This window comes from Rhizobium mesoamericanum STM3625 (assembly GCF_000312665.1).
Classification (GTDB): domain Bacteria; phylum Pseudomonadota; class Alphaproteobacteria; order Rhizobiales; family Rhizobiaceae; genus Rhizobium; species Rhizobium mesoamericanum.
Map to the genome: position 1 here is coordinate 3,780,499 of NZ_HF536772.1, position 23,320 is coordinate 3,803,818.

Below are 23,320 nucleotides of genomic sequence, written 5' to 3' on the forward strand. Positions count from 1 at the left end.
GACATGACGATTGAACAGAAGACGACCAAAACGGCAGCGGGTATTTCCCGCCGCAGCCTGCTCAAGACCGGTGCTGCGGCCATCGGTGCTGCCGCCGGCTCCGGCCTGATCACCGGCTTCCCGACCATCTGGGCGCAGTCGACCATCACGCTTCGCCAGTTCGGCACCGGTGTTTCCAACATCAACGCCATTGCCGAGCAGTGCAAGAAGGACCTCGGCATCACACTCGAGATGACGGCGACCGATTCCGATGCCGCCGCACAGCGCGCCGTCACGCAGCCTGACAGCTATGACATTGCCGACATCGAATACTGGATCCTGAAGAAGGTCTACCCAACCGGCGTGATCCAGCCGATGGACGTCAAGAAGCTGAAGTACTACGACAAGGTCGTTCCGCTGTTCAAGAACGGCAAGCTGAAGCCTGACAGCGTTATCGCGCAGGGCACGGCGCCCCACACCGTCGGCTACGTCGAAAGCGCGAGCGCCAAGACCTTCGCCAAGGGCGAGACCGAACTCTTCACGATGATGCCGACGATCTACAATGCCGATACGCTCGGCATTCGTCCCGACCTCGTCGGCCGCGATATCACCACCTGGGCCGATATCATGGATCCGAAGTTCAAGGGCAAGACCTCGATCCTCAATATCCCATCGATCGGCATCATGGATGCCGCTATGATCATGGAAGCGCTCGGCAACATCAAATACGCCGACAAGGGCAACATGACCAAGGAAGAGATCGACAAGACGATCGAGTTCCTGATCAAGGCAAAGCACGACGGCCAGTTCCGCGCCTTCTGGAAGAGCTTTGACGAGTCGGTCAACCTGATGGCCTCGGGCGAGGTCGTCATCCAGTCGATGTGGTCGCCGGCCGTTGCCGCCGTGCGCTCGAAGGGCATCGCCTGCAAGTATCAGCCGCTCAAGGAAGGCTATCGTTCGTGGGGTGGCGGTCTCGGCCTTGCCTCGCACCTTAAGGGCGCGCAGCTCGACGCCGCTTACGAGTACATCAACTGGTACACGTCCGGCTGGGTCGGCGGCTATCTCAACCGCCAGGGCTACTATTCGGCCTGCATGGATACAGCCAAGAACTTCATGACTGCCGATGAATGGGGTTACTGGATCGAAGGCAAGCCGGCGCAGGGCGATATCCTCTCGCCGGAAGGCAAGGTCATGGAGAAGGCCGGTGCGGTTCGCGACGGCGGCTCATTCGAAGAGCGCATGGGCCATGTCGCGTGCTGGAACTCCGTCATGGACGAAGACCGCTACATGGTTCGCCGCTGGAACGAATTCATCGCCGCTTAAACAGCACCGCTTCTGCCTGGCCCTCTCCCCAGTTCCTTTGGGGGGAGGGCATCGACAAAGGAGAGACCCGAACATGGCGACGATCGCGTCTTTAAAGGCCGACCAACAATTGGAGCAGATACGCCCTCGACGGATCGGATGGCCGGCATGGGCTGCCTCCTATCTGCAGGCGATGCCGCTGATCCTGATCCTGGGGTTCTTCTTCATCCTGCCGATCGTCATGATCGCCATCGTGAGTTTCTGGGACTATGACTTCGCCGGTCTCTATCCGGCGTTCCTGACCATGAACTACACTGATACGCTCGGTTCATGGGTTACTTGGAAAACCTATCTCAACACGCTGAAATTCACGGTGATTGTCTGGGGGCTGACACTCTTCATCGGTTTCTGGGTCGCCTACTTCCTTGCCTTTCACATCCGCCGGACGACCACGCAGATGATCCTGTTCCTGGTCTGCACCGTACCGTTCATGACCTCCAACATAATCCGTATGATTTCCTGGATCCCGGTGCTCGGTCGCAACGGTCTGGTCAATTCCGCCCTCGTGCAGATGGGCATCGTGCCGCAGCCGATCGAATGGCTTCTCTACTCCGATTTCGCCGTCGTTCTTGCGATGGTGCATCTCTACACGTTGTTCATGGTGACGCCGATCTTCAACACGCTGATGCGGATCGACCGCTCGCTGTTTGAGGCAGCGCGCGACGCCGGCGCCAGCGGCTGGCAGATCCTCTGGAACGTGGTCGTCCCACTGGCAAAGCCCGGCATGGCAATCGGTTCGATCTTCGTCGTCACGCTCGTCATGGCCGACTTCTCGACGGTTCAGGTCATGTCAGGCGGCCAGAGCGCCTCGGTCGCCTTGATGATGAAGAACCAGATGTCGCTGCTGCAGTACCCTGCCGCTGCCGCCAATGCCGTGGTGTTGCTGGTGGTCGTCCTCATGATGGTCGCCGCGATCCTGCGCGTCGTCGATATTCGCAAGGAGCTTTGAGATGAACCACGAGAAGCGTACCTTCGAATTCTATGTGCTCGCAGCCTTCTTTCTCGTGTTCGTGCTGTTCCTCTATGGGCCGTTGTCAGCCATTCTGATCCTGTCCTTCCAGGGGCCGGATGGTGGCCTGACCTTCCCGCTGAACGGCGTCTCGCTGCATTGGTTTTATAACCTTTTCGAGAAGCAGGCCGTCGGGGACTTCGGCGCGTCCTTCCGCCGGTCCTTCACACTGGGGCTGATGGTGATGGTCGTCACCGTCGTCGTCTCGCTGCTCGCCGGGTTGGCGTTTCGCCGCCGCTTCCGTGGCTCGACGGTGCTTTTCTATGCCACCGTCGCCAGCCTCGTCGTGCCGTCGATCATCATATCGCTCGGCATCGGCGTGGTGTTCCAGCAAGGTGGCCTCAAGCCTGCCTGGTATTCCTCTGCCTTTGGGGCGCATCTGACCTGGACGCTGCCATTTGGCGTGCTGATCATGTTCGCCGTGTTCAACCGCTTTTCGCCTGCTTACGAAGAGGCGGCGCGCGATCTTGGAGCGACCTCCTGGCAGACCTTCCGCCACGTCGTGCTGCCGATGATTTCACCGAGCCTGATCGGCGTCGGACTGTTTGGTTTCACGCTCTCTTATGACGAGTTCGCCCGCACGCTGATGACATCAGGCAGCTACAACACGCTGCCGCTCGAAATCTACGGCATGACGACCAACGTCACGACGCCGGTGCTCTATGCGCTCGGCACGGTGACGACACTGTTTTCCTTCACCATCATCCTCGTCGCGCTCGGCATCATGCTGATGCTGCGCCGGCGGCAGGCAAAGATAAGCTGATTTCATGCGCATTCTCCTCGTCAATCCGAATACGACAGCGTCCATGACCGAGAAGGCGGCCGTCGCCGCCCGCGCGGTTATGGCCTCAGGTACCGACATCATCGCTGCGACGTCTCGTATGGGGCCGGCCTCGATCGAGGGACACTATGACGGGGCACTCGCCGTCCCCGGGCTGCTCAATGAACTCAAAGAGCGCAATGGCGCATACGATGCCGCCATCATCGCCTGCTTCGACGATACGGGGCTTGATGCGGCGCGCAGCCTTGTCGACGTGCCGGTGGTGGGGCTTTGCGAATCTGCGGTCGCCACGGCCGGCTTCTTGGCGCAGAGGTTTACTGTCGTGACGACGCTCGAACGCTCGCGTGTCCTGATCGACAATCTCGTGCGACGTTACGGGATGGGTGGACGCGTCAAAGTGCGTGCCTCCGATATACCGGTTCTTGAGCTCGAGGATCCCGCCTCGGGCGCCATCGGCAAGTTGCGCGCCGAAATCGAACGGGCGCTTTTTGAAGATGGAGCCGAAGCGATCGTACTCGGCTGCGCCGGCATGACCGATCTGGCGCGCGAGCTCCAGGATATCTACGGCGTACCTGTCGTTGACGGGGTGGCCGCGGCGGTCAAGCAGGCGGAAGCACTGGTGTCGCTCGGACTATCGACCAGCAAGCGCGGCTCCTATGCATCGCCACTGGCCAAGCCCTTCACCGGGGCGATGAGCGCCTTTGCGCCGCTGCGGGCAGCAGGCTGATTGATGACCGTTTCGTTCGATTTTAAGGCGCTTGGCGAGCGGGATCGCTACAAGCTGATGATCGGCACCATCATTCCGCGGCCGATAGCGCTCGTGACGACGGTCGACGAACATGGTCGCTTCAACGCCGCTCCGTTCAGCTTCTTCAATTGCCTCTCCGCCGATCCACCAATTCTTGCGCTCGGCGTTGAAAACAACCCGGACATGTCCTTCAAGGACACGGGCCACAACATCCGCATGACCGAGGTGTTCACGGTCAACATCGTATCCTTTGCCATTGCTGAGGCAATGCATGTCTGTGGCTCGAAATATCCGCGGGGCGTCGATGAACTGAAGGAAGCCGGCCTGACGGCCATGCCTGGTCACAAGGTTGCCTCACCATGGATTGCCGAGGCGCCGGCAGCCTTCGAATGCAGGCGCCACGTCACGCTGGAGCTCGGGAGGTCCCGGCAGATCATCATGGGCGAAATCGTCTATGCGCATTATCGTGACGGCGTTGTCGACACCGAACGGCTCCGTGTCGATCCCGCAGAAGTCGACGCCATTGCGCGCCTTGGCGGTGATACCTGTTCGACGATCCGCGACCGCTTCGAAATGCTGACGCCCAAATTGTAGGCGCACGCGCACTCGCAACAATTCTGCTTTACTTTTCCCCTCCGCTTGCTTTTGTTCAGACAAAACATTGCAGGAGAGGATGCCCCGTGACCATGCCCGACGAAGACCTCAAGCGGATCGCAGAACAGGAAAGGGTGCTGAGTTTCGACACGTTCGATCTGACGACTGCATGGCAGCTCGGCAGACTCCTGCAGGAGCTTGGAACCGAACGCGGCCTCGGTATCGCGATCGATATCACGCTGCATTCGATGCCCGTCTTCTATGCGGCACTGCCTGGTGTTACGCCCGATAACGTCCAGTGGGTGCGGCGCAAGCGCAATCTGGTGCTGCGCTACTTCAGAAGTAGTTACGCCATCGGCCTCGATCTCAAGCAGAAGGGAAAGACGGTCGCCGACAACGGCCTTGCCGATGCCGATTATGCACCGCATGGCGGCAGCTTCCCGATCACTGTGAAGGGCACCGGGTGCATCGGCGCGGTTACCGTTTCTGGCCTGCCTCAACGCGACGACCACAATCTTGCGGTCGAGGCGCTGGCACTGATGCTGGCGAAGGATCTCGATGCGTTGCGTCTGGCCTGATCGCGCGTTGCCTGGCGTGTTTTGCCTACGCTCTCGCAGTCTTGCCGGAAAGGACGCGGCTGTCGCTCGGGCAAGCCTGGACAGACAAACGTCGTCTGCTAGAACCCCTGGGTTTCACTCGAGCCGAAGATGGCCTCTTCCAACCACGCGTTGGAGAACGCCCGATCTGGATCCATCCGGTCTCGAAGGCGAGCAAATTCGGCAAGCTTTTCGTATTTGGCCCCGATGTGGCGCCCGGTGAAGACCTTTCCCCAATGCGGCAGGGCCGAAAAAGGCGACAGCGCCTGTTCGATGTGCTCCACAGCTGCGTTGACGGCTTCCTGATCCCGAACCCAGGTAAAATGGATCGACAGGGTGTCGCGGCGATATTGAGGGCTGAGCCACAGGTCATCGGCCGCGACTGTGCGCAGTTCGCCCACCTGCAGCAGATGGGCAAATTTATCGCGGATCGAAAGCAACGCCTCTATGGCGGCGGCTCCATGTTTCCGTGGAAGGTGGAATTCTGACTGTATCTCCTCGCCGTTGCTCGGCGTGAATCCCATCTTGAAGTGCGGGAGCCTGTCGGACCATCGACCATACTGCCCCAATTGTTGCGTGGCGTTTTGCGCATCCAATCCGCTTATCGGATGCCTGTTTTCCGTTGCGCGCGTTGCGCCATGGATGGCCGCGGGAAAATCATCGTTGGATGCTGTTCTCTTGACCCAAACCGAACCTGCCTCTTGGCCCCATTTTGTGAAAACGCTGACGCTGTAGCCCAGCGCCATGACGTCATCGAGGTTGGTCAACAGCTTGTCCCACGCCAATCCATCGTAGACGGACTGTGCGACCTGAAACTCCGGCTGGACGTCAAGCGTCACACGCGTGACGATGCCAAGGGCGCCGAGATGCACCACCATACCCGCGAAATCGGCATCGCCGCGTGTCACCTTGACGAGGCGGCCGTCCCCTGAAACGATTTCGAGCCCGCAAACCGCCGTCGCCAGGTTGCCATTCCGGTTGCCCGATCCATGCGTTGCCGTGGCAATTGCTCCGGCAATCGAAATATGCGGAAGGGAGGCGAGATTATGAACGGCGAGATGATGCCGATGCAGGAAAAGCGCAAGCTCTCCGTAGGTGCAATGAGCGCCGACGCTAACCCGTGTTCCGTCGCCTTCGATGACGGGGTTGATCGGCAGCTCGGCAAGCGACAGGGCAACATCCCCATCGGCGATCGCATTGAACGAGTGGCCTGAACCTACCGCCTTTATCTTTGCCGATCGCACCACGATGTCGCAAACCGCATCCACCGACGATGGATAGAGGCAGTCTTGAAAGCCATAGTGAAAGCTTGCCGCCCAGTTGGTCGTTGGAATCCGCGTCATAGACAAAACCTCGCACCGACTTGTTTTCTACCGCACAGCTACTTGAACGACTGCTCGTCGTTTATGCCGGTGCGTCGCGTCTGCCAGTCCAGTCCGGCGCCGCGCAATATCACTCGAAATGATGGTCGAGCGCCACTGAGGTGGCGCGCGCTTAAAGTCAAATCCTGCCGTCGGCTTCCGCAATGACCTTCGTCAGGCTGCCGGTTGCCGGGAAGAGGGGGATCAGGCACGCCTGCAGGGCGTGGTAGATGTCGCCCTTGCCAGGGAAAATCGTGTGGGCAGGCACGAGGTCTTCCGTCAGCTCCTCATGCCAGCCGCCATTCTCGTGATCGATGAAAGAGCGTTCGATCACGTTCCAGATCCTGCGGTAGTGTTCCTCGTGGTAGTCACTGGGGAGATGTTCGTTGAGGAAATGCGCAGCACCGGCACCCTCGCAAGCAGGCCACCACAGCTTGTTGCGCTTGGATGGCCTGTCCTGCCAGTCGAGCGTATAGAAGAAGCCGCCCTTATCATCGTCCCACCCCAGCGCGATCGACTGCGAAAACAGGCTCTTGGCTGCATCCGGCATCCAGTCATGCTTCTTGTCGCCAAGGACCCACAGCTGAAGAATGAGGCGCGCCCATTCCAGCCAATGGCCGGGAGTGGTGCCTGCAGGGCGGAACATTTCGTTCGGATGATAGTAGTCCTTGTCGAGGTCCCAATCGATGCTGAAGTGCTCAGCCACACGCCAGCCGACGGAACCGGCGGCCCGGCGAATGACGAGGTCGGCAATGCTCTCGGCCTTGGCGAGATAGTCGCGGTCACCGGTTGCCTCGAAGGCTGCCATCAGCGCTTCGGTCAAGTGCATGTTGGAGTTCTGGCCGCGGTAGTTGCCGCCGTCGAGAGGCTGCCAGTCGGCGGTGAACTCTTCGGCGATGGCGCCGTGCGCGGCTTCCCAGAATTTCGTGTTAAGGACATCCGTGATGTCGGCAAGCATGGCGTCGGCAAGCGGATGGCCGACTGTTTTTGCGGAGGACGCTGCGAGCAGGACAAAGGCGTGACCGTAGCCCTGCTTGTTGGAATCGACCGGGCCGTTGTCGTCGAGCGACCAGAAGTAGCCACCGTTCTTGATATCGCGATGCTTGTGCCAGATATACTGCATGCCGTGATCGACGACGTCGCCGGCACCCGGACGACCAAGCAGGGTGCCGATGGCAAAGCAGTGAACGGCGCGCGAGGCTATGTGGATCGGGCGGACCTGGCCTGCCGCGTTGAGTGGCTTGCCGGTGTCATTAAGATCAAAGAAGCCGCCCTTTTGGTTGACGGAGTTGTGCTGGAAGAAATCGAAGAGCCCGTTTGCCTGCGCAAGAAGCCAGTTGCGGTGGTAGGCGCGGGTGGTCCAGTTTCCGAGCAAGGCGTCGCCGTTTGCAGGTGCCATGATACTCCTCCGATTTCGTGCACAAGTCCTTCGCAACCGCCTATATAGGGGCCGCCCGAGTCTGTCATCCGTCTAGCGCCGCAAAGCCGCCACATGGTGGGCATATATTGACATAAAGATATCTTTATGTGATTTGGTCAGTTGGTCCGCAACGACGTCAAGGAGTCCGCCCGTGTTTGATACTCTGTTTGGTTCTGAAGGGGCAAAGCGCGACGGCAGTGAAGTCTTTGCTGCGCTCAAGAAAGCCGCCAGCGAACGCATCCTCGTTCTTGACGGTGCCATGGGCACGCAGATCCAGGGGCTGGGCTTCGATGAGGACCATTTCCGTGGTGACCGCTTCATCGGTTGTGCCTGTCACCAGAAAGGCAATAACGATCTTCTGATCCTGACGCAGCCGGATGCGATCGAAGAGATCCATTACAAGTATGCCAAGGCCGGCGCCGACATTCTCGAGACCAATACGTTCTCGTCGACGCGGATTGCCCAGGCCGACTACGCGATGGAAGGCGAAGTCTACGCTCTCAACAAGGAAGGTGCCGAGATCGTGCGTCGTGCGGCAGTCCGCGCCGAGCGCGAGGATGGCCGTCGTCGCTTCGTCGCCGGCGCGATCGGCCCGACGAACCGTACGGCGTCGATTTCACCTGATGTCAACAATCCGGGTTTCCGCGCCGTCACCTTCGACGACCTGCGTGCGGCCTATGCCGAGCAGATCGACGGCCTGATCGACGGCGGTGCTGATATCATCCTCATCGAGACGATCTTCGACACGCTAAACGCCAAGGCGGCGATCTTTGCCTGCGAAGAGCGCTTCGAGGCCAAAGGCATCCGCCTGCCTGTCATGATCTCAGGCACGATCACCGATCTTTCCGGCCGCACGCTGTCCGGCCAGACGCCGTCCGCTTTCTGGAACTCGGTTCGCCACGCCAATCCGTTCACGATCGGCCTGAACTGCGCACTCGGCGCCAACGCCATGCGTCCGCACCTGCAGGAGCTGTCAGGCGTTGCCGATACCTTTATCTGCGCCTATCCGAATGCCGGCCTGCCGAACGAGTTCGGCCAGTATGACGAGACGCCGGAACTGATGGCAGCCCAGATCGATGAGTTTGCCCGCGAGGGCCTCGTCAACATCGTCGGCGGCTGCTGCGGTTCGACGCCGGAGCACATCAAGGCGATCGCTGAGGTCGTCGCCAAGCACAAGCCGCGTCCGATCCCCGAACATCGCCCCTTCATGTCGCTGTCAGGCCTCGAGCCTTTCGAGCTGACCAAGGATATTCCCTTCGTCAACGTCGGCGAGCGCACCAATGTCACGGGCTCCGCGAAGTTCCGCAAGCTGATCACCAATGCCGACTACACGGCAGCGCTCGATGTGGCGCGCGACCAGGTGGAGAACGGCGCGCAGATCATCGACATCAACATGGACGAGGGCCTGATCGATTCCGAAAAGGCGATGGTCGAGTTCCTGAACCTGATCGCCGCCGAGCCCGATATCGCGCGCGTGCCTGTCATGATCGATAGTTCGAAGTTCTCGATCATCGAATCCGGCCTGAAGCGTGTCCAGGGCAAGCCGATCGTCAACTCGATTTCGCTTAAGGAGGGCGAGGAGAATTTCCTTTCCCAGGCAAAGCTCTTGCGTGCCTATGGCGCGGCTGTCGTGGTCATGGCTTTCGACGAGACGGGACAGGCCGACAGCTACGAGCGCAAGGTCGAGATCTGCGCGCGCGCCTACAAGCTCTTGACCGAAAAGGCGGGCTTTCCGCCCGAAGACATCATCTTCGATCCGAACGTCTTTGCGGTCGCAACCGGTATCGAAGAACACAACAATTACGGCGTCGACTTCATCGAGGCGACCCGGACGATCCGCAAGACGATGCCGCTGGTGCATATTTCGGGCGGCGTCTCGAACCTCTCCTTCTCCTTCCGCGGCAACGAGCCGGTGCGCGAGGCGATGCACGCCGTGTTCCTCTACCACGCCATCCAGGCGGGCATGGATATGGGTATCGTCAATGCCGGGCAGCTTGCAGTTTACGATCAGATTGATCCGGAACTGCGCGAGGCCTGCGAAGACGTGGTGCTGAACCGGCGCGCTGACGCAACCGAGCGGCTGCTTGAGGTGGCCGAACGCTTCCGTGGTGCCGGCACCCGGGAAGCAAAGGCGCAGGATCTGTCCTGGCGCGAATGGCCGGTCGCCAAGCGGCTGGAGCATGCGCTTGTCAACGGCATCACTGAATATATCGAGGCCGACACCGAGGAGGCCCGTCAGCAGGCCGAGCGGCCGCTGCATGTCATCGAAGGCCCGCTGATGGCCGGCATGAACGTGGTTGGCGATCTCTTCGGTTCCGGCAAGATGTTCCTGCCGCAGGTCGTCAAGTCGGCTCGCGTGATGAAGCAGGCGGTCGCGGTGCTTTTGCCTTACATGGAGGAAGAAAAGCGTCGCAATGGCGGTGATGATCGCAAGGCTGCCGGCAAGATCCTGATGGCAACCGTGAAGGGTGACGTCCACGATATCGGCAAGAACATCGTTGGCGTCGTGCTCGCCTGCAACAATTACGAGATCATCGATCTCGGCGTCATGGTGCCGGCAACGAAGATCCTCGAGACGGCCGTTGCCGAGAAGGTCGATGTCATCGGTCTCTCCGGCCTGATCACGCCGTCCCTTGACGAGATGGTGCATGTCGCTGCCGAAATGGAGCGCCAGGGACTGGACCTGCCGTTGCTTATCGGCGGTGCAACGACGAGCCGTGTCCACACCGCAGTCAAGATCCATCCAGGCTATAACAAGGGCCAGGCGGTCTATGTGACGGATGCCAGCCGCGCGGTCGGTGTCGTCTCGTCGCTGCTGTCGCCTGATGGCCGCGACGGCTACGTGGCCGATATCCGCGCCGAATACGCCAAGGTTGCGGCAGCCCACGCCCGAAGTGAGGCCGAGAAGGTACGCCTGCCGCTTGCCCGTGCACGCGAAAACGCACAGCAGGTCGATTGGGCGGCCTACAAGCCGACCAAGCCGAGCTTCCTCGGAACCAAGGTGTTCGACGGCTACGATCTCGCAGAGATCGCCAGGTACATCGACTGGACCCCATTCTTCCAGACCTGGGAGCTGCGTGGCCGGTTTCCGGCCATTCTGGAAGACGAGAAGCAGGGCGAGGCGGCTCGCCAGCTTTGGGCCGATGCGCAGGCGATGCTGACGAAGATAATCGACGAGAAGTGGTTCCACCCGCGTGCTGTCATCGGCTTCTGGCCGGCAAACGTAATCGGCGACGACATCCGCCTCTTCAAGGATGACAGCCGGAAGGAAGAGCTTGCCACCTTCTTCACGCTGCGCCAGCAGCTTTCCAAGCGAGATGGCCGGCCAAACATTGCGCTGTCGGACTTCGTTGCGCCTGCCGAAAGCGGCGTTCAGGACTATGTCGGCGGGTTCGTCGTTACGGCCGGTATCGAGGAGATTGCGATTGCGGAACGCTTCGAGCGCGCTAACGACGACTATTCGTCGATCCTGGTAAAAGCGCTCGCCGATCGCTTTGCGGAAGCCTTTGCTGAACGCATGCACGAACAGGTGCGTCGCGAATATTGGGGCTACGCGAGAGACGAGCATCTCAGCAACGAAGAGCTCATCACCGAGGAATATGCCGGTATTCGCCCGGCGCCGGGCTATCCGGCGCAGCCCGATCACACCGAGAAGAAGACGCTGTTTTCCTTGCTCGATGCCGAGAAGGCGGCCGGGGTGAAGCTCACCGAAAGCTACGCAATGTGGCCGGGCTCTTCCGTTTCCGGCCTCTACATCGCTCACCCCGATTCCTACTATTTCGGGGTCGCCAAGGTTGAGCGCGATCAGGTCGAAGACTATGCCGCTCGCAAGGGCATGGATATTGCCGAAGTCGAGCGTTGGCTTGGTCCGGTTCTCAACTACGTGCCGCGCAAGCGCGAAGAGGAAATCGAGGACGCGGCATGATCGGCTGCGTCTTCAGTCTTTGATTCAAGGGCCGGATATGTTGATTCAGGTCCTGGTTTCAACGCACTGAATTTTATTGGAAAAACTGTCTCAGGCACCCAGCGTCAGCTCGACCAGCAACGCCGTCGTGTCGTCGCTCTGCTTATAACGCGGATAGCGCAGCCCCTCCGGATCGATCTCGCGTTCGAAACGCCGAAGTTCGTCAAGCATCGGCCGCAGGCCCTTCGTGCATGCGGTGCGCACCAGGCTTTCCGGATCATAGGTCGCGTAAAGCACCGCGAGGTCCGAAAAACCGTCGCTGCAGACGATGGCATGCGCCTTGCCTTGAATGGGAAGGGGCTTTGAAACCAGATGGTCGGCAGCCTCCGGCACGAGGCCCAAGGTCCAGACCCCGCTTGCAGGCGAATTCTGCTGCTCGCGGTGTTGTCGCAACAAGGCGAGCGTTTCTGAATTGCCGAGCGCGCCACCTTCCCTGGTGATCCCGCCCGTGCGAGCAATATGTTTTCGCGCCTGGTTCTGTTCATGCTGATAAGCGCCGGGGATCGCCATGTACATCGCCGCTGCGCCGTCTTCTTGGAGCAGAAACAGGCACGAGTCGCCAAGGCCGACGAAGTGAAAACCGTCCGGCCTTTGATGTAACATTGCAAAGGCGCTGAGCGGCCATGCGTAGCGCGGAACGCTCTCGTTGCGGCCCAGGAACTCCGTGCGGGCTGCCAAGGACAGGCTGCGCGCCACGTCGGCGACGCTGCTGTCACGGGTGATCTCCTTCTCAAAGCCGCGGGCGAAGTGCCGGGCGATCCAGGCGGCGTCGCTGCCTGTCTCATCCATATACTGGCGATCGCCAAGACCCGTCGCGCCGTCGATGACGAAGGCACAGGCGTCGTTATGGCCGAAGCTGTCGTCATTGGGCTTCGTCGGATTTCCGGGATCGGAGATGGTGTCGAGGATCGTTATGCGACTTGTCATGGTGCCTTCAATAGACGCTGATCGCCATCCATTCAATGCGGCAAGGATTTACGACGTACCGATCGTCAATTCCGCGACGAAGTCATAGGCATCGCCGCGGTAGAGCGAGCGGGTGAATTCGACCGCGCGCCCGGAGCTCAAATAGGAGATACGCTCGATCGACAGCCCTGCGGCGCCGACCGGGACGCCGAGAAGATGGGCATCGACCTCTTTCATGTTGGTCGCCGAAATCCGCTGCACGGCGCGCACCGGCCGGACCTGACGACGTTCCAGTTCCGCATAGAGCGACGTCGTCACGACGAAGGGATCGGGCAGGAATTCGCCGGATACACTGGCGTTTTCGATTGCGAGCGGCTGGTCGTCGGCGATGCGCAGACGGCTGAGGCGCGAGACCCTCACATCTGTCGCGAGGCCAAGGATCATCATTTCATCGGGCGAGGGCGTGTGGATGCCCTTGTGCAGCCATTCAGAGCGCGAGGTCATGCCCCGACGGGCCATATCCTCGGTAAAGGAGGTGAGCTGCGAGAGGCGCTGCTCTACCTTCGACACCGGTTTGGCGACGAAGGTCCCGGAGCCGTGGCGGCGGACGAGCAGACCGTCGGCTACAAGCTCATCGATCGCCTTGCGCACAGTGACGCGGCTGACTGTCGCATATTCGGCGATGTCGCGCTCGGGCGGCAGGGCATCACCATGGCTGAGCGTGCCGGTGCGAATGGCATCTTCCAGCGTGCGCCGAAGCTTGACGTAGAGCGGGCCTGTGCCGCCGGCCTGGAGGCGCTCGGGGGAAAGGAGGCTTGCAAAATCGTCGGTCATGCCGCGCCCTTTCCTTCTTCGCGCAAAAACTTGATTGCGAGATCGATGGCACCTTGCAGGACGTCGCCCTTCGGCTCGCGAAGCAGGGCGGCGTGGCGTTCTGAAAGCCACGGACGATAGGCCTTTGCCAGACCGCCGAGCAGGCAGATCGCGTCGCATTCCGGCCAGAGCAGTGCATCGAGGCTCTCGCCGATCGAGGTTATCGCGTTCTTTACGATCGCCGTTGCAACCGGGTCGCCCTCGGCGGCAGCCTGAAAGACGATCGGTGCATAGCGGGCGAAGTCATTGGGACGGGCGACATGGGCAAACTCGACAAGGCGTTCGGGATCGTCGCCATACTCGGCCAATACGGTTCGGGTGACGGGCGAGGACGGGAGCACGCCGTCATGAGCCAGCAAAGACTGCTCCAAGAGGTCGCGGCCGAGGCGGGCACCGCTTGCCTGGTCGCCGACAACGAACCCCCAGCCGCCGATGCCGTACAGTCGTCCGTTGTGGCGTGCATTGTAGACCGAACCTGTGCCGAAGGCGCCGATCACGCCGTCGCCATCGCCAAGCGCCCCTTGGAGTGCTGTCGTCGCATCGGTGACGACCCGGCGTCTGGCGAAGGGAAGGGCGCGCTCGATCCGCTCGCCATAGTCGCCGACATTTGCGCCGGCGACACCAATGACGGCCGAAACGCTGGAAACGGTTTCAGGTGAGAGACCGGCATCGCTCAGTGCGTTTTTCGCCGAGGCAACGATATTGACCAGAGAGTTTTCGAGGTCGGACAGAATGTTCGACGGACCCGCCGTGCCGCGGCCGAGGATACGTCCCGTAGCATCCGCGACCGCGGCCCGGCAGCTGGAGCCGCCGCCGTCGATGCCGATCGTAAGTTCTGTCATTGAACCACCGAAAATCCTGCTCATTTCCCTCGTTTTCAATACAATACCAAAAAAATACCATTTACCAAGCCCTGAGAGGAACAAAATGCCATCTTTTTATCTAATTGAATTTACATGATAAAATTTTTTATGATGCTTTTCTGTCGGCAAAGAGTTAAAATTGGCTGGACAATTGGTATTTTTTTGGCCTTAATTCCATCAAAGGGAACAGCGCATCGGGCGTCAAACCGGCAGGACAAAGATAAGCCGGGCCACTCGATGAAACCGGGATCCGGCCGTGGCGGCTTTGTCGCTCTCAGGCCGTATGTCGCGATCAGCTTCCCCTTTCGTCGCTGTGCCGGACCGGGCTCGGTCGGGCGCGCCATCTGGTCGACGGGTGTTTTTGCCGTCGCACCGAGTTGAGCTTTCGGGCCGGCAGTTGCTGGCGGCCCGAAAGAGGAGCGGTGGTGTCGGTTCATGCGTGCAACCGCTCGTTTTCAGGTCAAGAACAGCGCCCCACCGGCGCTCAAAACAGGAGAGGGAAATGAAGAACACTGCACTGAAAGGCTTCCTGCTGGCCTCAAGCCTGCTGACATCAGTCGGCTTTGCTCATGCCGCCGACGTCACGCTGACGGTCGAAAGCTGGCGCAACGACGACCTGCAGATCTGGCAGGAAAAGATCATCCCGGCATTCGAAGCCAAGAACCCCGGCATCAAGATCGTCTTTTCGCCGACCGCGCCGACTGAATACAACGCCGCACTGAACGCCAAGCTCGACGCTGGCTCCGCGGGCGACCTCATCACCTGCCGTCCGTTCGACCCCTCGCTCGCAGTGTTCGAAAAGGGGCACCTGGCGAGCCTGAACGATCTTCCGGGCATGGAGAACTTCACGCCGGTTGCCAAGTCCGCCTGGACGACCGACGACGGCAAGACCACCTTCTGCGTGCCGATGGCTTCGGTCATCCACGGCTTCATCTACAACAAGGATGCTTTCGACAAGCTCGGCATCTCCATTCCGAAGACGGAGGCGGAATTCTTCGCAGCCCTCGACAAGATCAAGGCTGACGGCACCTACATCCCGATGGCCATGGGCACGAAGGACCTCTGGGAAGCCGCAACCATGGGCTACCAGAACATTGGCCCGACCTATTGGAAGGGCGAGGAGGGCCGCACTGCCCTCATCAAGGGCGAGCAGAAGCTGACGGACAAGCCGTGGGTCGAGCCCTTCGAAGTTCTTGCCAAGTGGAAGCCCTATCTCGGCGACGGCTTCGAGGCCCAGACCTATGCCGATAGCCAGAACCTCTTCACACTCGGGCGTGCTGCCATCTATCCGGCCGGCTCCTGGGAAATCGGCCTGTTCAACACGCAGGCCCAGTTCAAGATGGGCGCCTTCCCGCCGCCGGTGAAGAATGCCGGTGACACCTGCTACATCTCCGATCACAACGACATCGGCATCGGCCTCAACACCAAGAGCACGCACGCCGAAGAAGCCAAGAAGTTCCTTTCCTGGGTTGCCTCGCCGGAATTCGCCAATATCTATGCCAACTCGCTGCCGGGCTTCTTCAGCCTGAATTCGACGCCGGTAAAGATGAACGACCCGTTGGCCCAGGAATTCGTCTCCTGGCGCGAGAAATGCAAGCCGACGATCCGCTCGACCTACAAGATCCTGTCGCGCGGCACGCCTAACCTCGAAAACGAGACCTGGGTTGAATCGGCCAACGTCATCAACGGTACCGACACGCCGCAGGCTGCTGCCGAAAAGCTGCAGAAGGGCCTCGACAGCTGGTACAAGCCGGCCAAGTGATGGTCCGCGATAATCGACGGCGTTGAGCCTGCGATTACTCTTATCTCAAGCCCTCTCCCCGCAGGCGGGGGGAGGGTCATGCGGCCCGCCGACGTTGAGCGGGAGGTGCTGCCAGTCCTTCTCCCGTGAAGGGAGCGGGCGCCCGGCTAGGGCGGATGAGCAGCCTTCCTCGTTGCCATCCCTATTTCCACCTGTGCTGCGCCTTTTGGCTCAGCCAATAACAATAGGCAAAACGCCATGAGCGAAGCCCAACTCGCTGCCAATGTGGTTCCGATCAGCCGCCCGGTGCGCTGGCATATCGGGGTCTTCCTGTTCCCGGCATTCGTCGTCTATTCGGCGGTGATGATCCTGCCGCTGATCGAGACGCTTCGGCTGTCCTTCTACAATATCGTCGACGGCCAGTCGGCGTTCGTCGGTCTCGCGAATTACAAGGTCCTGTTCGGTGATGCCCGGTGGGCGCACGACTTCTGGAACGCGCTGAAGAATAACCTCATCTTCTTCATCATCCACATGTGCGTGCAAAACCCGATCGGCGTTGCACTCGCGGCGATGCTTTCCATTCCGAAGCTGCGTTTCGTCACCTTCTACCGGACCGCGATCTTTCTGCCGACGCTGCTTTCCTTCGTCATCGTCGGTTTCATTTGGAAGCTGATCCTGTCGCCGATCTGGGGTGTCGCGCCCTGGATCATGGACCTTGTCGGCATGAAGTCACTGTTTTCACCCTGGCTCGGCAAGCCCGGAAGCGCCTTGATCGCCGTGTCGCTGATCTCCGTCTGGCAATATGTCGGAATTCCTATGATGCTGATCTATGCCGCGCTCCTCAACATTCCGGAAGAAGTCATCGAAGCCGCCGAATGTGACGGCATCACCGGCTGGAGCCAATTCTGGAAGATCAAGCTGCCGCTCGTCTTACCCGCAATCGGCATTATCTCCATCCTGACCTTCGTCGGCAATTTCAATGCTTTCGACCTGATCTACACCGTGCAGGGGGCGCTTGCCGGGCCCGACATGTCGACGGACATTCTGGGAACGCTGCTCTACCGCACCTTCTTCGGTTTCCAGCTGCAGCTTGGCGACCGTTCCATGGGCGCGACCGTGGCGACCGTGATGTTCCTCATCATTCTCGCGGGCGTTTCGCTCTATCTCTTTGTCATTCAGCGGCGCATCCGCCGCTACCAGTTCTGAGGGGCGACGTCCATGTCCAAGGCACGCACATCTCTCGTCCGCTCCGGCTTCGTGCATCTGGCGCTCATCGCCTATACGCTTGTGGCACTCTTTCCGGTGTTTCTGACGATCATCAATTCCTTCAAGGACAGGAACTCGATCTTCCGGGCACCGCTCGCAATCCCGACCCCGTCCTCCTTCAGCCTCATCGGCTACCAGACGGTGCTGGGGCAGGGTGACTTCGCCACCTACTTCCAAAACAGCGTCATCGTCACGGTTGCCTCGATCTTCTTCGTGCTTCTGTTCGGCGCGATGGCAGCCTTTGCGCTCTCGGAATACAAGTTCAAAGGCAACACGCTGACGGGTCTCTACATGGCGATCGGCATCATGATCCCGATCCGGCTCGGGACCGTTGCAATCCTGCAGGGAATGGTCGCAGCCGACCTCGTCAATACGCTGACGGCGCTCATCCTCGTCTATACGGCGCAGGGCATTCCGCTGGCGATCTTCATCCTGTCGGAGTTCATGCGCACCGTCTCCGACGACCTCAAGAATGCCGGCCGCATTGATGGACTGTCGGAATATGCGATCTTCTTCCGCCTGGTCCTGCCCCTCGTGCGCCCCGCCATGGCAACGGTTGCGGTGTTCACGATGATCCCGATCTGGAACGACCTGTGGTTCCCGCTGATCCTGGCGCCGAGCGAGGCTACAAAGACGGTCACCCTCGGTTCGCAGATCTTCATCGGTCAGTTCGTCACCAACTGGAACGCGGTGCTGGCGGCGCTGTCGCTCGCGATCCTGCCCGTCCTCGTCCTCTATGTCATCTTCTCGCGGCAGCTGATACGCGGCATCACCTCGGGAGCGGTCAAATGAGTGCGCCCGACAAGCCAATCCGCGTTCTGGTCGCCGGTCTCGGCAACATGGGGCGCAGCCATGCGCTGGCCTACCATAACAATCCCGGCTTCGAGATTGTCGGGCTGGTAAACCGCTCAACGCCTGATCTGCCGATCGAGCTGCAAGGCTATAAAGTCCATTTTGACTTTAAAGCAGCACTTGCCGAGCTCAATCCGGATCTCTGTGCCATCTGCACCTATTCGGACACCCATGCCGACTATGCGGTCGCCGCCTTTGAGGCCGGTTGCGACGTCTTCGTCGAAAAACCGCTCGCGACAACGGTTGCGGATGCCGAGCGCGTGGTGACGGCGGCGAGGATGGCAGGACGCAAGCTGGTGATCGGTTATATCCTTCGCCACCATCCCTCCTGGATGCGGTTGATCGAAGAGGCGCGCAAGCTCGGCGGGCCCTATGTTTTCCGCATGAATCTCAATCAGCAGTCCAGCGGTCCGACCTGGGAGACGCACAAGTCGCTGATGCAGACCACCTCGCCGATCGTCGATTGCGGCGTGCATTATGTCGATGTCATGTGCCAGATCACCGATGCCAAGCCGCTTGAAGTGCGCGGCATGGGACTGCGGCTTTCCGACGAAATCGCGCCCGATATGTACAATTACGGCCAGCTCCAGGTGCTTTTCGAGGATGGTTCCGTTGGCTGGTACGAGGCCGGCTGGGGCCCGATGATTTCGGAAACGGCGTTCTTCGTGAAGGATATCATGTCCCCGAAGGGGTCTGTCTCGATCGTCATGGATCCGAGCGCAAAGTCCGACGACATCGACGCTCACACCAAGACGTCGGTCATTCGTTTGCACACGGCTGAGACTGGACCCGACGGCAAGTTCGTCCGACCGGACGAGGACATGACGATGGCGGGCGAGCCCGGCCATCAGGAACTCTGCGACCGCGAGCAGGCCTTCATGCTGAGGGCCATTCGCGAGAACATCGACCTCAACCGCCACATGGCAGATGCCGTCGCTTCGTTGCGTATCTGTCTCGCCGCCGACGAAAGCGTGCGTACTGGCCAGGCCGTCAGGCTCCAAGAGCCGGTCAAACTGTAAGGAATACGACTAGTGGGATCGCTTCAACTCAAATCCATCCGCAAGGCCTACGGCACGCATGAGGTGCTGAAGGGCATCGACCTGGAGGTCAAGGACGGCGAGTTCGTCATTTTCGTCGGACCTTCCGGCTGCGGCAAGTCAACCCTTCTGCGCAGCATTGCCGGGCTGGAGGACGTCACGTCGGGCGCCGTTCTCATCAACGGCAAGGATGAGACGCTGACGCCCCCCGCCAAGCGCGGTATTGCGATGGTATTCCAATCCTACGCGCTCTATCCGCATCTGACGGTCAAGGACAATATGGGCCTCGGGCTCAAACAGGCCGGCACGCCGAAGGACGAGATCGACAGGCGGGTGACCAAGGCATCCTCGATGCTGTCGCTGGAGCCCTATCTGGCCCGGCGCCCGGCGGAGCTATCCGGTGGCCAGCGCCAGCGTGTCGCCATCGGCCGGGCAATCGTGCGCGAGCCCGCGCTCTTCCTTTTCGACGAGCCGCTGTCCAACCTCGACGCGGCCCTGCGCGTCCAGACCCGTCTCGAGATCGCGCGCCTGCACCGCAGCCTCAAGGCGACCATGATCTACGTTACCCACGACCAGGTCGAGGCGATGACGCTCGCCGACAAGATCGTTGTGCTGAATGCCGGTGCGATCGAACAGGTCGGCTCGCCGATGGAACTCTACAACCGTCCCGCAAACATCTTCGTCGCCGGTTTCATCGGTTCGCCGATGATGAACTTCATTCCGGGCGACAAGGTTGCCGATGCCGGCGCAAAGACCATTGGCGTGCGACCGGAGCATCTGACCCTTTCGCGCGAGCAGGGGACCTGGCGGGCAAAGGTCGTTCATGTCGAGCATCTCGGGGCCGACACGATCATCTATCTGGAATCCGAGCAATGCGGCCTCATCACCGCACGCCTCTTCGGCGAGCATAAGTACGAGCCCGACGAGATCGTCTATGCGACGCCTGATGCGGCTCACATGCATCGGTTCGATGCCAATGACCAGGCGATCCGCCAAAGCATGTCTCCCTAAAGCGGGAACCGGTTTCGGCCTAAGCATGCGTAAATAAAATGAACGAAAGCGCGACAAGCGAATCTCAAAGATCGCCTCGTGTTTTGGGCCGACCGCAAGCCGTTAGGCCCCACCATCCGAGCGGGGCTTTCGCTTTGCTATTCTTACAGCAAGGGGCCGGTCCGATCAGTCGCGAATGACGAGCAGGTCGGCTGCCATGAAACGGAGCGTTACGGTTTCTCCGGCTTGTGGCGGCGTGACCCCGGGGCTGTTGAACATGTCGAAGGAAATGACGTTGCCGCCGACGTTCATGCGGGTGCGGATGACCGAGCCGAGGAAGTGCGCGGAGACGACCTGACCGGTCAGCTTGGTGTCGCACGGCGCGCTCTCGGCCAACGATCCGGCTTCCGGGCGCAGCGCCAGCGAGACCGTATCGCCTGCCTTGAAGGCGGCGACGGACTGCTTCAGCGTGACGCCCTGATCGCCGATCTGGATACGGTTGGCCGAGGGATCGACGATCTTCGCCTCGATCATGTTGAGGGTGCCGACGAAGGAGGCGACGAAGCGGGTGGCCGGCGTGTTGTAGATTTCGAACGGCGTGCCGATCTGATCGGCGCGGCCGGCGTTCATGACGACAATGCGGTCGGAGATCGACAGAGCCTCTTCCTGGTCGTGCGTCACGAAGACCGTCGTAATGCCGAGCTTCTGCTGAATGGCGCGGATTTCTTCGCGCAACGACACGCGGATCTTGGCGTCAAGGGCAGACAGCGGCTCATCGAGCAGCAGGACCTGCGGGCGCACCGCAAGCGCGCGCGCAAGGGCAACACGCTGCTGCTGGCCACCGGAGAGTTGGTAGGGATAGCGGTCGGCGAGATGATCGAGCTTGATGAGCCCGAGCATTTCCTTGACGCGCTGATCGATTTCCGTCGCCTGCTCACCGGCGACTTTGAGGCCGAAGGCGACGTTGTCGCGAACCGTCATGTTCGGAAAAAGCGCATAGGCCTGAAAGACCATCCCGATGTTGCGCTTGTTGGGCTTCAGATTGTTTTGCTCCTTGCCGCCGATGGCGATGCGACCGGCCGAGGGCGCTTCGAAGCCTGCGATCATGCGCAGGACCGTCGTCTTGCCGCAGCCCGAAGGGCCAAGGAACGAGATGAATTCACCCTTCTCGATCTGCATGTTGAAGTCATGCACGACCTGGGTTGCGCCGAAGGATTTCTTGAGGTTTGAAAGTTCGAGAAAGGCCATGGAAACCGGATACCTTACGACTTGGCCGGAGCGGCTTTGTGGAAGCGGGAGACGAGTTGCAGCAGGCCCATACTGAGCCAGGTAATCGAGAAGGCAATGACGGCCAGCGCCGACGGCTCGTAGGCGCGATTTGCGCCGACCAGCTGCAGGTAGGGACCGAAAGCGGGACGGTTGAGGAGGGCGGCCATGGTGAATTCGCCCATGACGATCGCAAGCGTGATGAATGAGCCAGAAAGAACGCCGCTCATGACGTTCGGGAAGATGCACTTGAACAGGATTGTCGTCCAGCTGGCGCCGAGGCTTTCAGCTGCCTCCGTCAGGGTGCGCACGTCGATCGCGCGCATGGCAGTGTCGACGGCGCGGTACATGTAGGGCAAGGACAGCGTCATGTAGGAAAGGACGAGCAGGATGTTGGTACCGGTCGTCGAGCCCGTCAGCGGCAGGATCGAGGACGAGTTGTACATTCTGAGGTAGCCGAAGACGATCACGATCGCCGGGATGACGAGCGGCAGCAAGGTGATGAACTCGACGACCGGGCGGATCTGCGGCAGGCGCAGACGCACCCAGTAGGCAGTCGGCACCACGAGCAGCATGCCGAACACGATCGTCAGCAGCGCCATCAGCATCGAATAGCCGAAGGTTGCGCGGAACTGCGCATCGGAGAAAACCGAAGCGTAAGCATCGAAGCTGTAGGCGCCGCGTCGCATGCGCAGCGAGAACTCGATGGTGGCGATGAGAGGCAGGACGAAGTAGATCGCGCCGATTGCGATGGCAATCCAGGCTCCAAGGCGTGATGTCTTCATTTTTGCCACCGTTCAGCGCGCATGCGCAGCAGGATGTAAAGGAGGTTTGACAGGCCGGTGATGACGATCATGCCGAGGGCGAGAGCGTAACCGAGGTTGGCGTTGTGAAGAACGTCGCCGCGGATCTGCGCATAGAGCAGGATCGGCACGATGTTGAGAGAGCTGCCCGTCAACGCATAGGCGGTGGCAATTGCGCCGAAGGCGTTCGCAAAGAGAAGGAGCGTTGTGCCCATCAGGCTCGGCCAGAGGATCGGGAAGGCGACCATGCGCCAGTACTGGCCATTGGTCGCACCAAGGATCAGCGCGGCTTCCTTCCACTCCTTCTTCATGCCGTCGAGCGCCGGCGTCAGGATCAGCACCATCAACGGGATCTGGAAGTACATGTAGGTGAGGGTAAGCCCGAAAAAGCTCAGCAGATTGAAGCCGGTAGAATAGAGATTGAAACCAAACCAGTCGCGCAGCAGAACGGTGACAAGGCCGGTGCGCCCGAGCGTGGCGAGGAAGGCGAAGGCGAGCGGCACGCCCGCAAAATTCGATGCAACACCGGAAAAGGTCAGAAGACCCGAACGAACCCAGTTCGGCAGGCCGCCGAGCACGACCGCCCAGGCGAGAAAGAAGCCGATCAGCGCTCCGCCAAGGGCCGACGCCACGGACACACGGATACTGATCCAGTAGGCGCTGAGGATCGACGGCGTGAACAGGTCGGCAATGTTCTTGAGGGTCAGGTCGCCATCCGGAGTAAGGAATGCGCCTGCGACCAGATAGAGCGTCGGTATGATGAGGAACATCGCAGCAAAGATCATGAACGGCGCGATGCCGAGCCAATCTACGACCCTGTCGCGGTTTATGATGGGGGTGGGCGTGGCGAAGGATGTTGAAACGGTGCTCATAAACGACAGCCTTATCGGGGCAACGAAGAGGAAACCC

Annotated in this window: 19 protein-coding genes and 1 pseudogene; 12 read left to right on the plus strand and 8 right to left on the minus strand. The window is 60.3% G+C overall.

What is annotated here, in order from left to right:
• The first annotated feature begins 3 nt into the window (after positions 1-3).
• The 6 genes and pseudogenes from BN77_RS18425 (at position 4) to BN77_RS18450 (ending at position 5,051) form a co-directional block, all read left to right on the plus strand.
• Positions 4-1,302 carry an ABC transporter substrate-binding protein gene (locus BN77_RS18425; RefSeq protein ID WP_007534647.1) on the plus strand — a complete coding sequence of 433 codons (1,299 nt, stop codon included), beginning with the start codon at positions 4-6 and terminating at the stop codon, positions 1,300-1,302.
• A 151-nt stretch (positions 1,303-1,453) separates the two neighbouring features.
• Positions 1,454-2,290: pseudogene (locus tag BN77_RS18430) on the plus strand (ABC transporter permease); the annotation flags it as partial.
• 1 nt (position 2,291) lies between these two features.
• Entirely contained in the window at positions 2,292-3,113 is an 822-nt protein-coding gene (locus tag BN77_RS18435) for an ABC transporter permease (protein WP_007534651.1), read from the plus strand.
• 4 nt (positions 3,114-3,117) lie between these two features.
• On the plus strand, positions 3,118-3,858 hold the full coding sequence (locus BN77_RS18440; RefSeq protein WP_007534653.1) for an aspartate/glutamate racemase family protein: 741 nt from the start codon (positions 3,118-3,120) through the stop codon (positions 3,856-3,858).
• A gap of 3 nt (positions 3,859-3,861) precedes the next feature.
• The gene (locus tag BN77_RS18445) at positions 3,862-4,473 is read left to right on the plus strand and encodes a flavin reductase family protein (RefSeq protein WP_007534656.1); all 612 of its coding nucleotides are present in this window, start codon (positions 3,862-3,864) and stop codon (positions 4,471-4,473) included.
• 92 nt (positions 4,474-4,565) lie between these two features.
• Positions 4,566-5,051: a heme-degrading domain-containing protein gene (locus BN77_RS18450; protein WP_425280241.1), complete on the plus strand. Its 486-nt coding sequence runs from the start codon at positions 4,566-4,568 to the stop codon at positions 5,049-5,051.
• A gap of 98 nt (positions 5,052-5,149) precedes the next feature.
• Here the strand turns inward: BN77_RS18450 and BN77_RS18455 are convergent, their stop codons facing one another.
• Positions 5,150-6,412: a D-arabinono-1,4-lactone oxidase gene (locus BN77_RS18455; protein WP_007534660.1), complete on the minus strand. Its 1,263-nt coding sequence runs from the start codon at positions 6,410-6,412 to the stop codon at positions 5,150-5,152.
• 157 nt (positions 6,413-6,569) lie between these two features.
• Complete coding sequence (locus tag BN77_RS18460; RefSeq protein WP_007534661.1) at positions 6,570-7,829, minus strand: AGE family epimerase/isomerase; 1,260 nt, start codon at positions 7,827-7,829, stop codon at positions 6,570-6,572.
• Between the two features lie 172 nt (positions 7,830-8,001).
• Between BN77_RS18460 and metH the strand changes: the two genes are divergently transcribed.
• Positions 8,002-11,775, plus strand: coding sequence for a methionine synthase (metH, locus tag BN77_RS18465; protein ID WP_007534664.1), 3,774 nt, complete (start codon positions 8,002-8,004; stop codon positions 11,773-11,775).
• 90 nt (positions 11,776-11,865) lie between these two features.
• On the opposite strand, the gene BN77_RS18470 is transcribed toward metH, so the two are convergent.
• Genes BN77_RS18470 through BN77_RS18480 form a run of 3 tightly spaced genes read right to left on the minus strand, consistent with a single transcriptional unit; the run spans position 11,866 to position 14,435 of the window.
• The gene (locus BN77_RS18470; RefSeq protein ID WP_007534666.1) at positions 11,866-12,741 is read right to left on the minus strand and encodes a PP2C family serine/threonine-protein phosphatase; all 876 of its coding nucleotides are present in this window, start codon (positions 12,739-12,741) and stop codon (positions 11,866-11,868) included.
• 48 nt (positions 12,742-12,789) lie between these two features.
• On the minus strand, positions 12,790-13,554 hold the full coding sequence (locus BN77_RS18475; RefSeq protein WP_007534668.1) for a GntR family transcriptional regulator: 765 nt from the start codon (positions 13,552-13,554) through the stop codon (positions 12,790-12,792).
• Positions 13,551-14,435: a glucosamine kinase nucleotide-binding domain-containing protein gene (locus tag BN77_RS18480; RefSeq protein ID WP_007534670.1), complete on the minus strand. Its 885-nt coding sequence runs from the start codon at positions 14,433-14,435 to the stop codon at positions 13,551-13,553. The genes BN77_RS18475 and BN77_RS18480 overlap by 4 nt, the downstream gene beginning before the upstream one ends.
• A gap of 523 nt (positions 14,436-14,958) precedes the next feature.
• Here BN77_RS18480 and BN77_RS18485 point away from each other — a divergent pair.
• From BN77_RS18485 to BN77_RS18505, 5 genes are all read left to right on the plus strand, one after another.
• Positions 14,959-16,218: an ABC transporter substrate-binding protein gene (locus BN77_RS18485; protein ID WP_007534672.1), complete on the plus strand. Its 1,260-nt coding sequence runs from the start codon at positions 14,959-14,961 to the stop codon at positions 16,216-16,218.
• Between the two features lie 237 nt (positions 16,219-16,455).
• Positions 16,456-17,403, plus strand: coding sequence for a carbohydrate ABC transporter permease (locus BN77_RS18490; RefSeq protein WP_007534674.1), 948 nt, complete (start codon positions 16,456-16,458; stop codon positions 17,401-17,403).
• A gap of 12 nt (positions 17,404-17,415) precedes the next feature.
• A complete protein-coding gene (locus BN77_RS18495) occupies positions 17,416-18,255 on the plus strand; it encodes a carbohydrate ABC transporter permease (RefSeq protein ID WP_007534676.1) in 840 nt (279 codons plus the stop codon).
• A complete protein-coding gene (locus tag BN77_RS18500) occupies positions 18,252-19,334 on the plus strand; it encodes a Gfo/Idh/MocA family protein (protein ID WP_007534678.1) in 1,083 nt (360 codons plus the stop codon). The genes BN77_RS18495 and BN77_RS18500 overlap by 4 nt, the downstream gene beginning before the upstream one ends.
• Positions 19,335-19,346: 12 nt before the next feature.
• Entirely contained in the window at positions 19,347-20,363 is a 1,017-nt protein-coding gene (locus BN77_RS18505) for an ABC transporter ATP-binding protein (protein WP_007534681.1), read from the plus strand.
• 165 nt (positions 20,364-20,528) lie between these two features.
• Here BN77_RS18505 and BN77_RS18510 read toward each other — a convergent pair whose 3' ends face one another.
• The 3 genes from BN77_RS18510 to BN77_RS18520 are packed head-to-tail and all read right to left on the minus strand — an operon-like array spanning position 20,529 to position 23,283.
• Positions 20,529-21,590, minus strand: a complete 1,062-nt coding sequence (locus BN77_RS18510; RefSeq protein ID WP_007534683.1) for an ABC transporter ATP-binding protein — start codon at positions 21,588-21,590, stop codon at positions 20,529-20,531.
• A 14-nt stretch (positions 21,591-21,604) separates the two neighbouring features.
• The gene (locus tag BN77_RS18515; RefSeq protein ID WP_007534685.1) at positions 21,605-22,393 is read right to left on the minus strand and encodes an ABC transporter permease; all 789 of its coding nucleotides are present in this window, start codon (positions 22,391-22,393) and stop codon (positions 21,605-21,607) included.
• Complete coding sequence (locus tag BN77_RS18520) at positions 22,390-23,283, minus strand: ABC transporter permease (RefSeq protein ID WP_007534687.1); 894 nt, start codon at positions 23,281-23,283, stop codon at positions 22,390-22,392. Before BN77_RS18520 ends, BN77_RS18515 begins: the two co-directional genes overlap by 4 nt.
• Positions 23,284-23,320 lie beyond the last annotated feature (37 nt).

Bases quoted from the DNA above. Each gene is read 5' to 3' on its own strand.
- BN77_RS18425 (WP_007534647.1), top strand. From the start codon at position 4: ATGACGATTGAACAGAAGACGACCAAAACGGCAGCGGGTATTTCCCGC.
- BN77_RS18435 (WP_007534651.1), top strand. From the start codon at position 2,292: ATGAACCACGAGAAGCGTACCTTCGAATTCTATGTGCTCGCAGCCTTC.
- BN77_RS18440 (WP_007534653.1), top strand. From the start codon at position 3,118: ATGCGCATTCTCCTCGTCAATCCGAATACGACAGCGTCCATGACCGAG.
- BN77_RS18445 (WP_007534656.1), top strand. From the start codon at position 3,862: ATGACCGTTTCGTTCGATTTTAAGGCGCTTGGCGAGCGGGATCGCTAC.
- BN77_RS18450 (WP_425280241.1), top strand. From the start codon at position 4,566: ATGCCCGACGAAGACCTCAAGCGGATCGCAGAACAGGAAAGGGTGCTG.
- BN77_RS18455 (WP_007534660.1), bottom strand. From the start codon at position 6,412: ATGACGCGGATTCCAACGACCAACTGGGCGGCAAGCTTTCACTATGGC.
- BN77_RS18460 (WP_007534661.1), bottom strand. From the start codon at position 7,829: ATGGCACCTGCAAACGGCGACGCCTTGCTCGGAAACTGGACCACCCGC.
- BN77_RS18470 (WP_007534666.1), bottom strand. From the start codon at position 12,741: ATGACAAGTCGCATAACGATCCTCGACACCATCTCCGATCCCGGAAAT.
- BN77_RS18475 (WP_007534668.1), bottom strand. From the start codon at position 13,554: ATGACCGACGATTTTGCAAGCCTCCTTTCCCCCGAGCGCCTCCAGGCC.
- BN77_RS18480 (WP_007534670.1), bottom strand. From the start codon at position 14,435: ATGACAGAACTTACGATCGGCATCGACGGCGGCGGCTCCAGCTGCCGG.
- BN77_RS18485 (WP_007534672.1), top strand. From the start codon at position 14,959: ATGAAGAACACTGCACTGAAAGGCTTCCTGCTGGCCTCAAGCCTGCTG.
- BN77_RS18490 (WP_007534674.1), top strand. From the start codon at position 16,456: ATGAGCGAAGCCCAACTCGCTGCCAATGTGGTTCCGATCAGCCGCCCG.
- BN77_RS18495 (WP_007534676.1), top strand. From the start codon at position 17,416: ATGTCCAAGGCACGCACATCTCTCGTCCGCTCCGGCTTCGTGCATCTG.
- BN77_RS18500 (WP_007534678.1), top strand. From the start codon at position 18,252: ATGAGTGCGCCCGACAAGCCAATCCGCGTTCTGGTCGCCGGTCTCGGC.
- BN77_RS18510 (WP_007534683.1), bottom strand. From the start codon at position 21,590: ATGGCCTTTCTCGAACTTTCAAACCTCAAGAAATCCTTCGGCGCAACC.
- BN77_RS18515 (WP_007534685.1), bottom strand. From the start codon at position 22,393: ATGAAGACATCACGCCTTGGAGCCTGGATTGCCATCGCAATCGGCGCG.
- BN77_RS18520 (WP_007534687.1), bottom strand. From the start codon at position 23,283: ATGAGCACCGTTTCAACATCCTTCGCCACGCCCACCCCCATCATAAAC.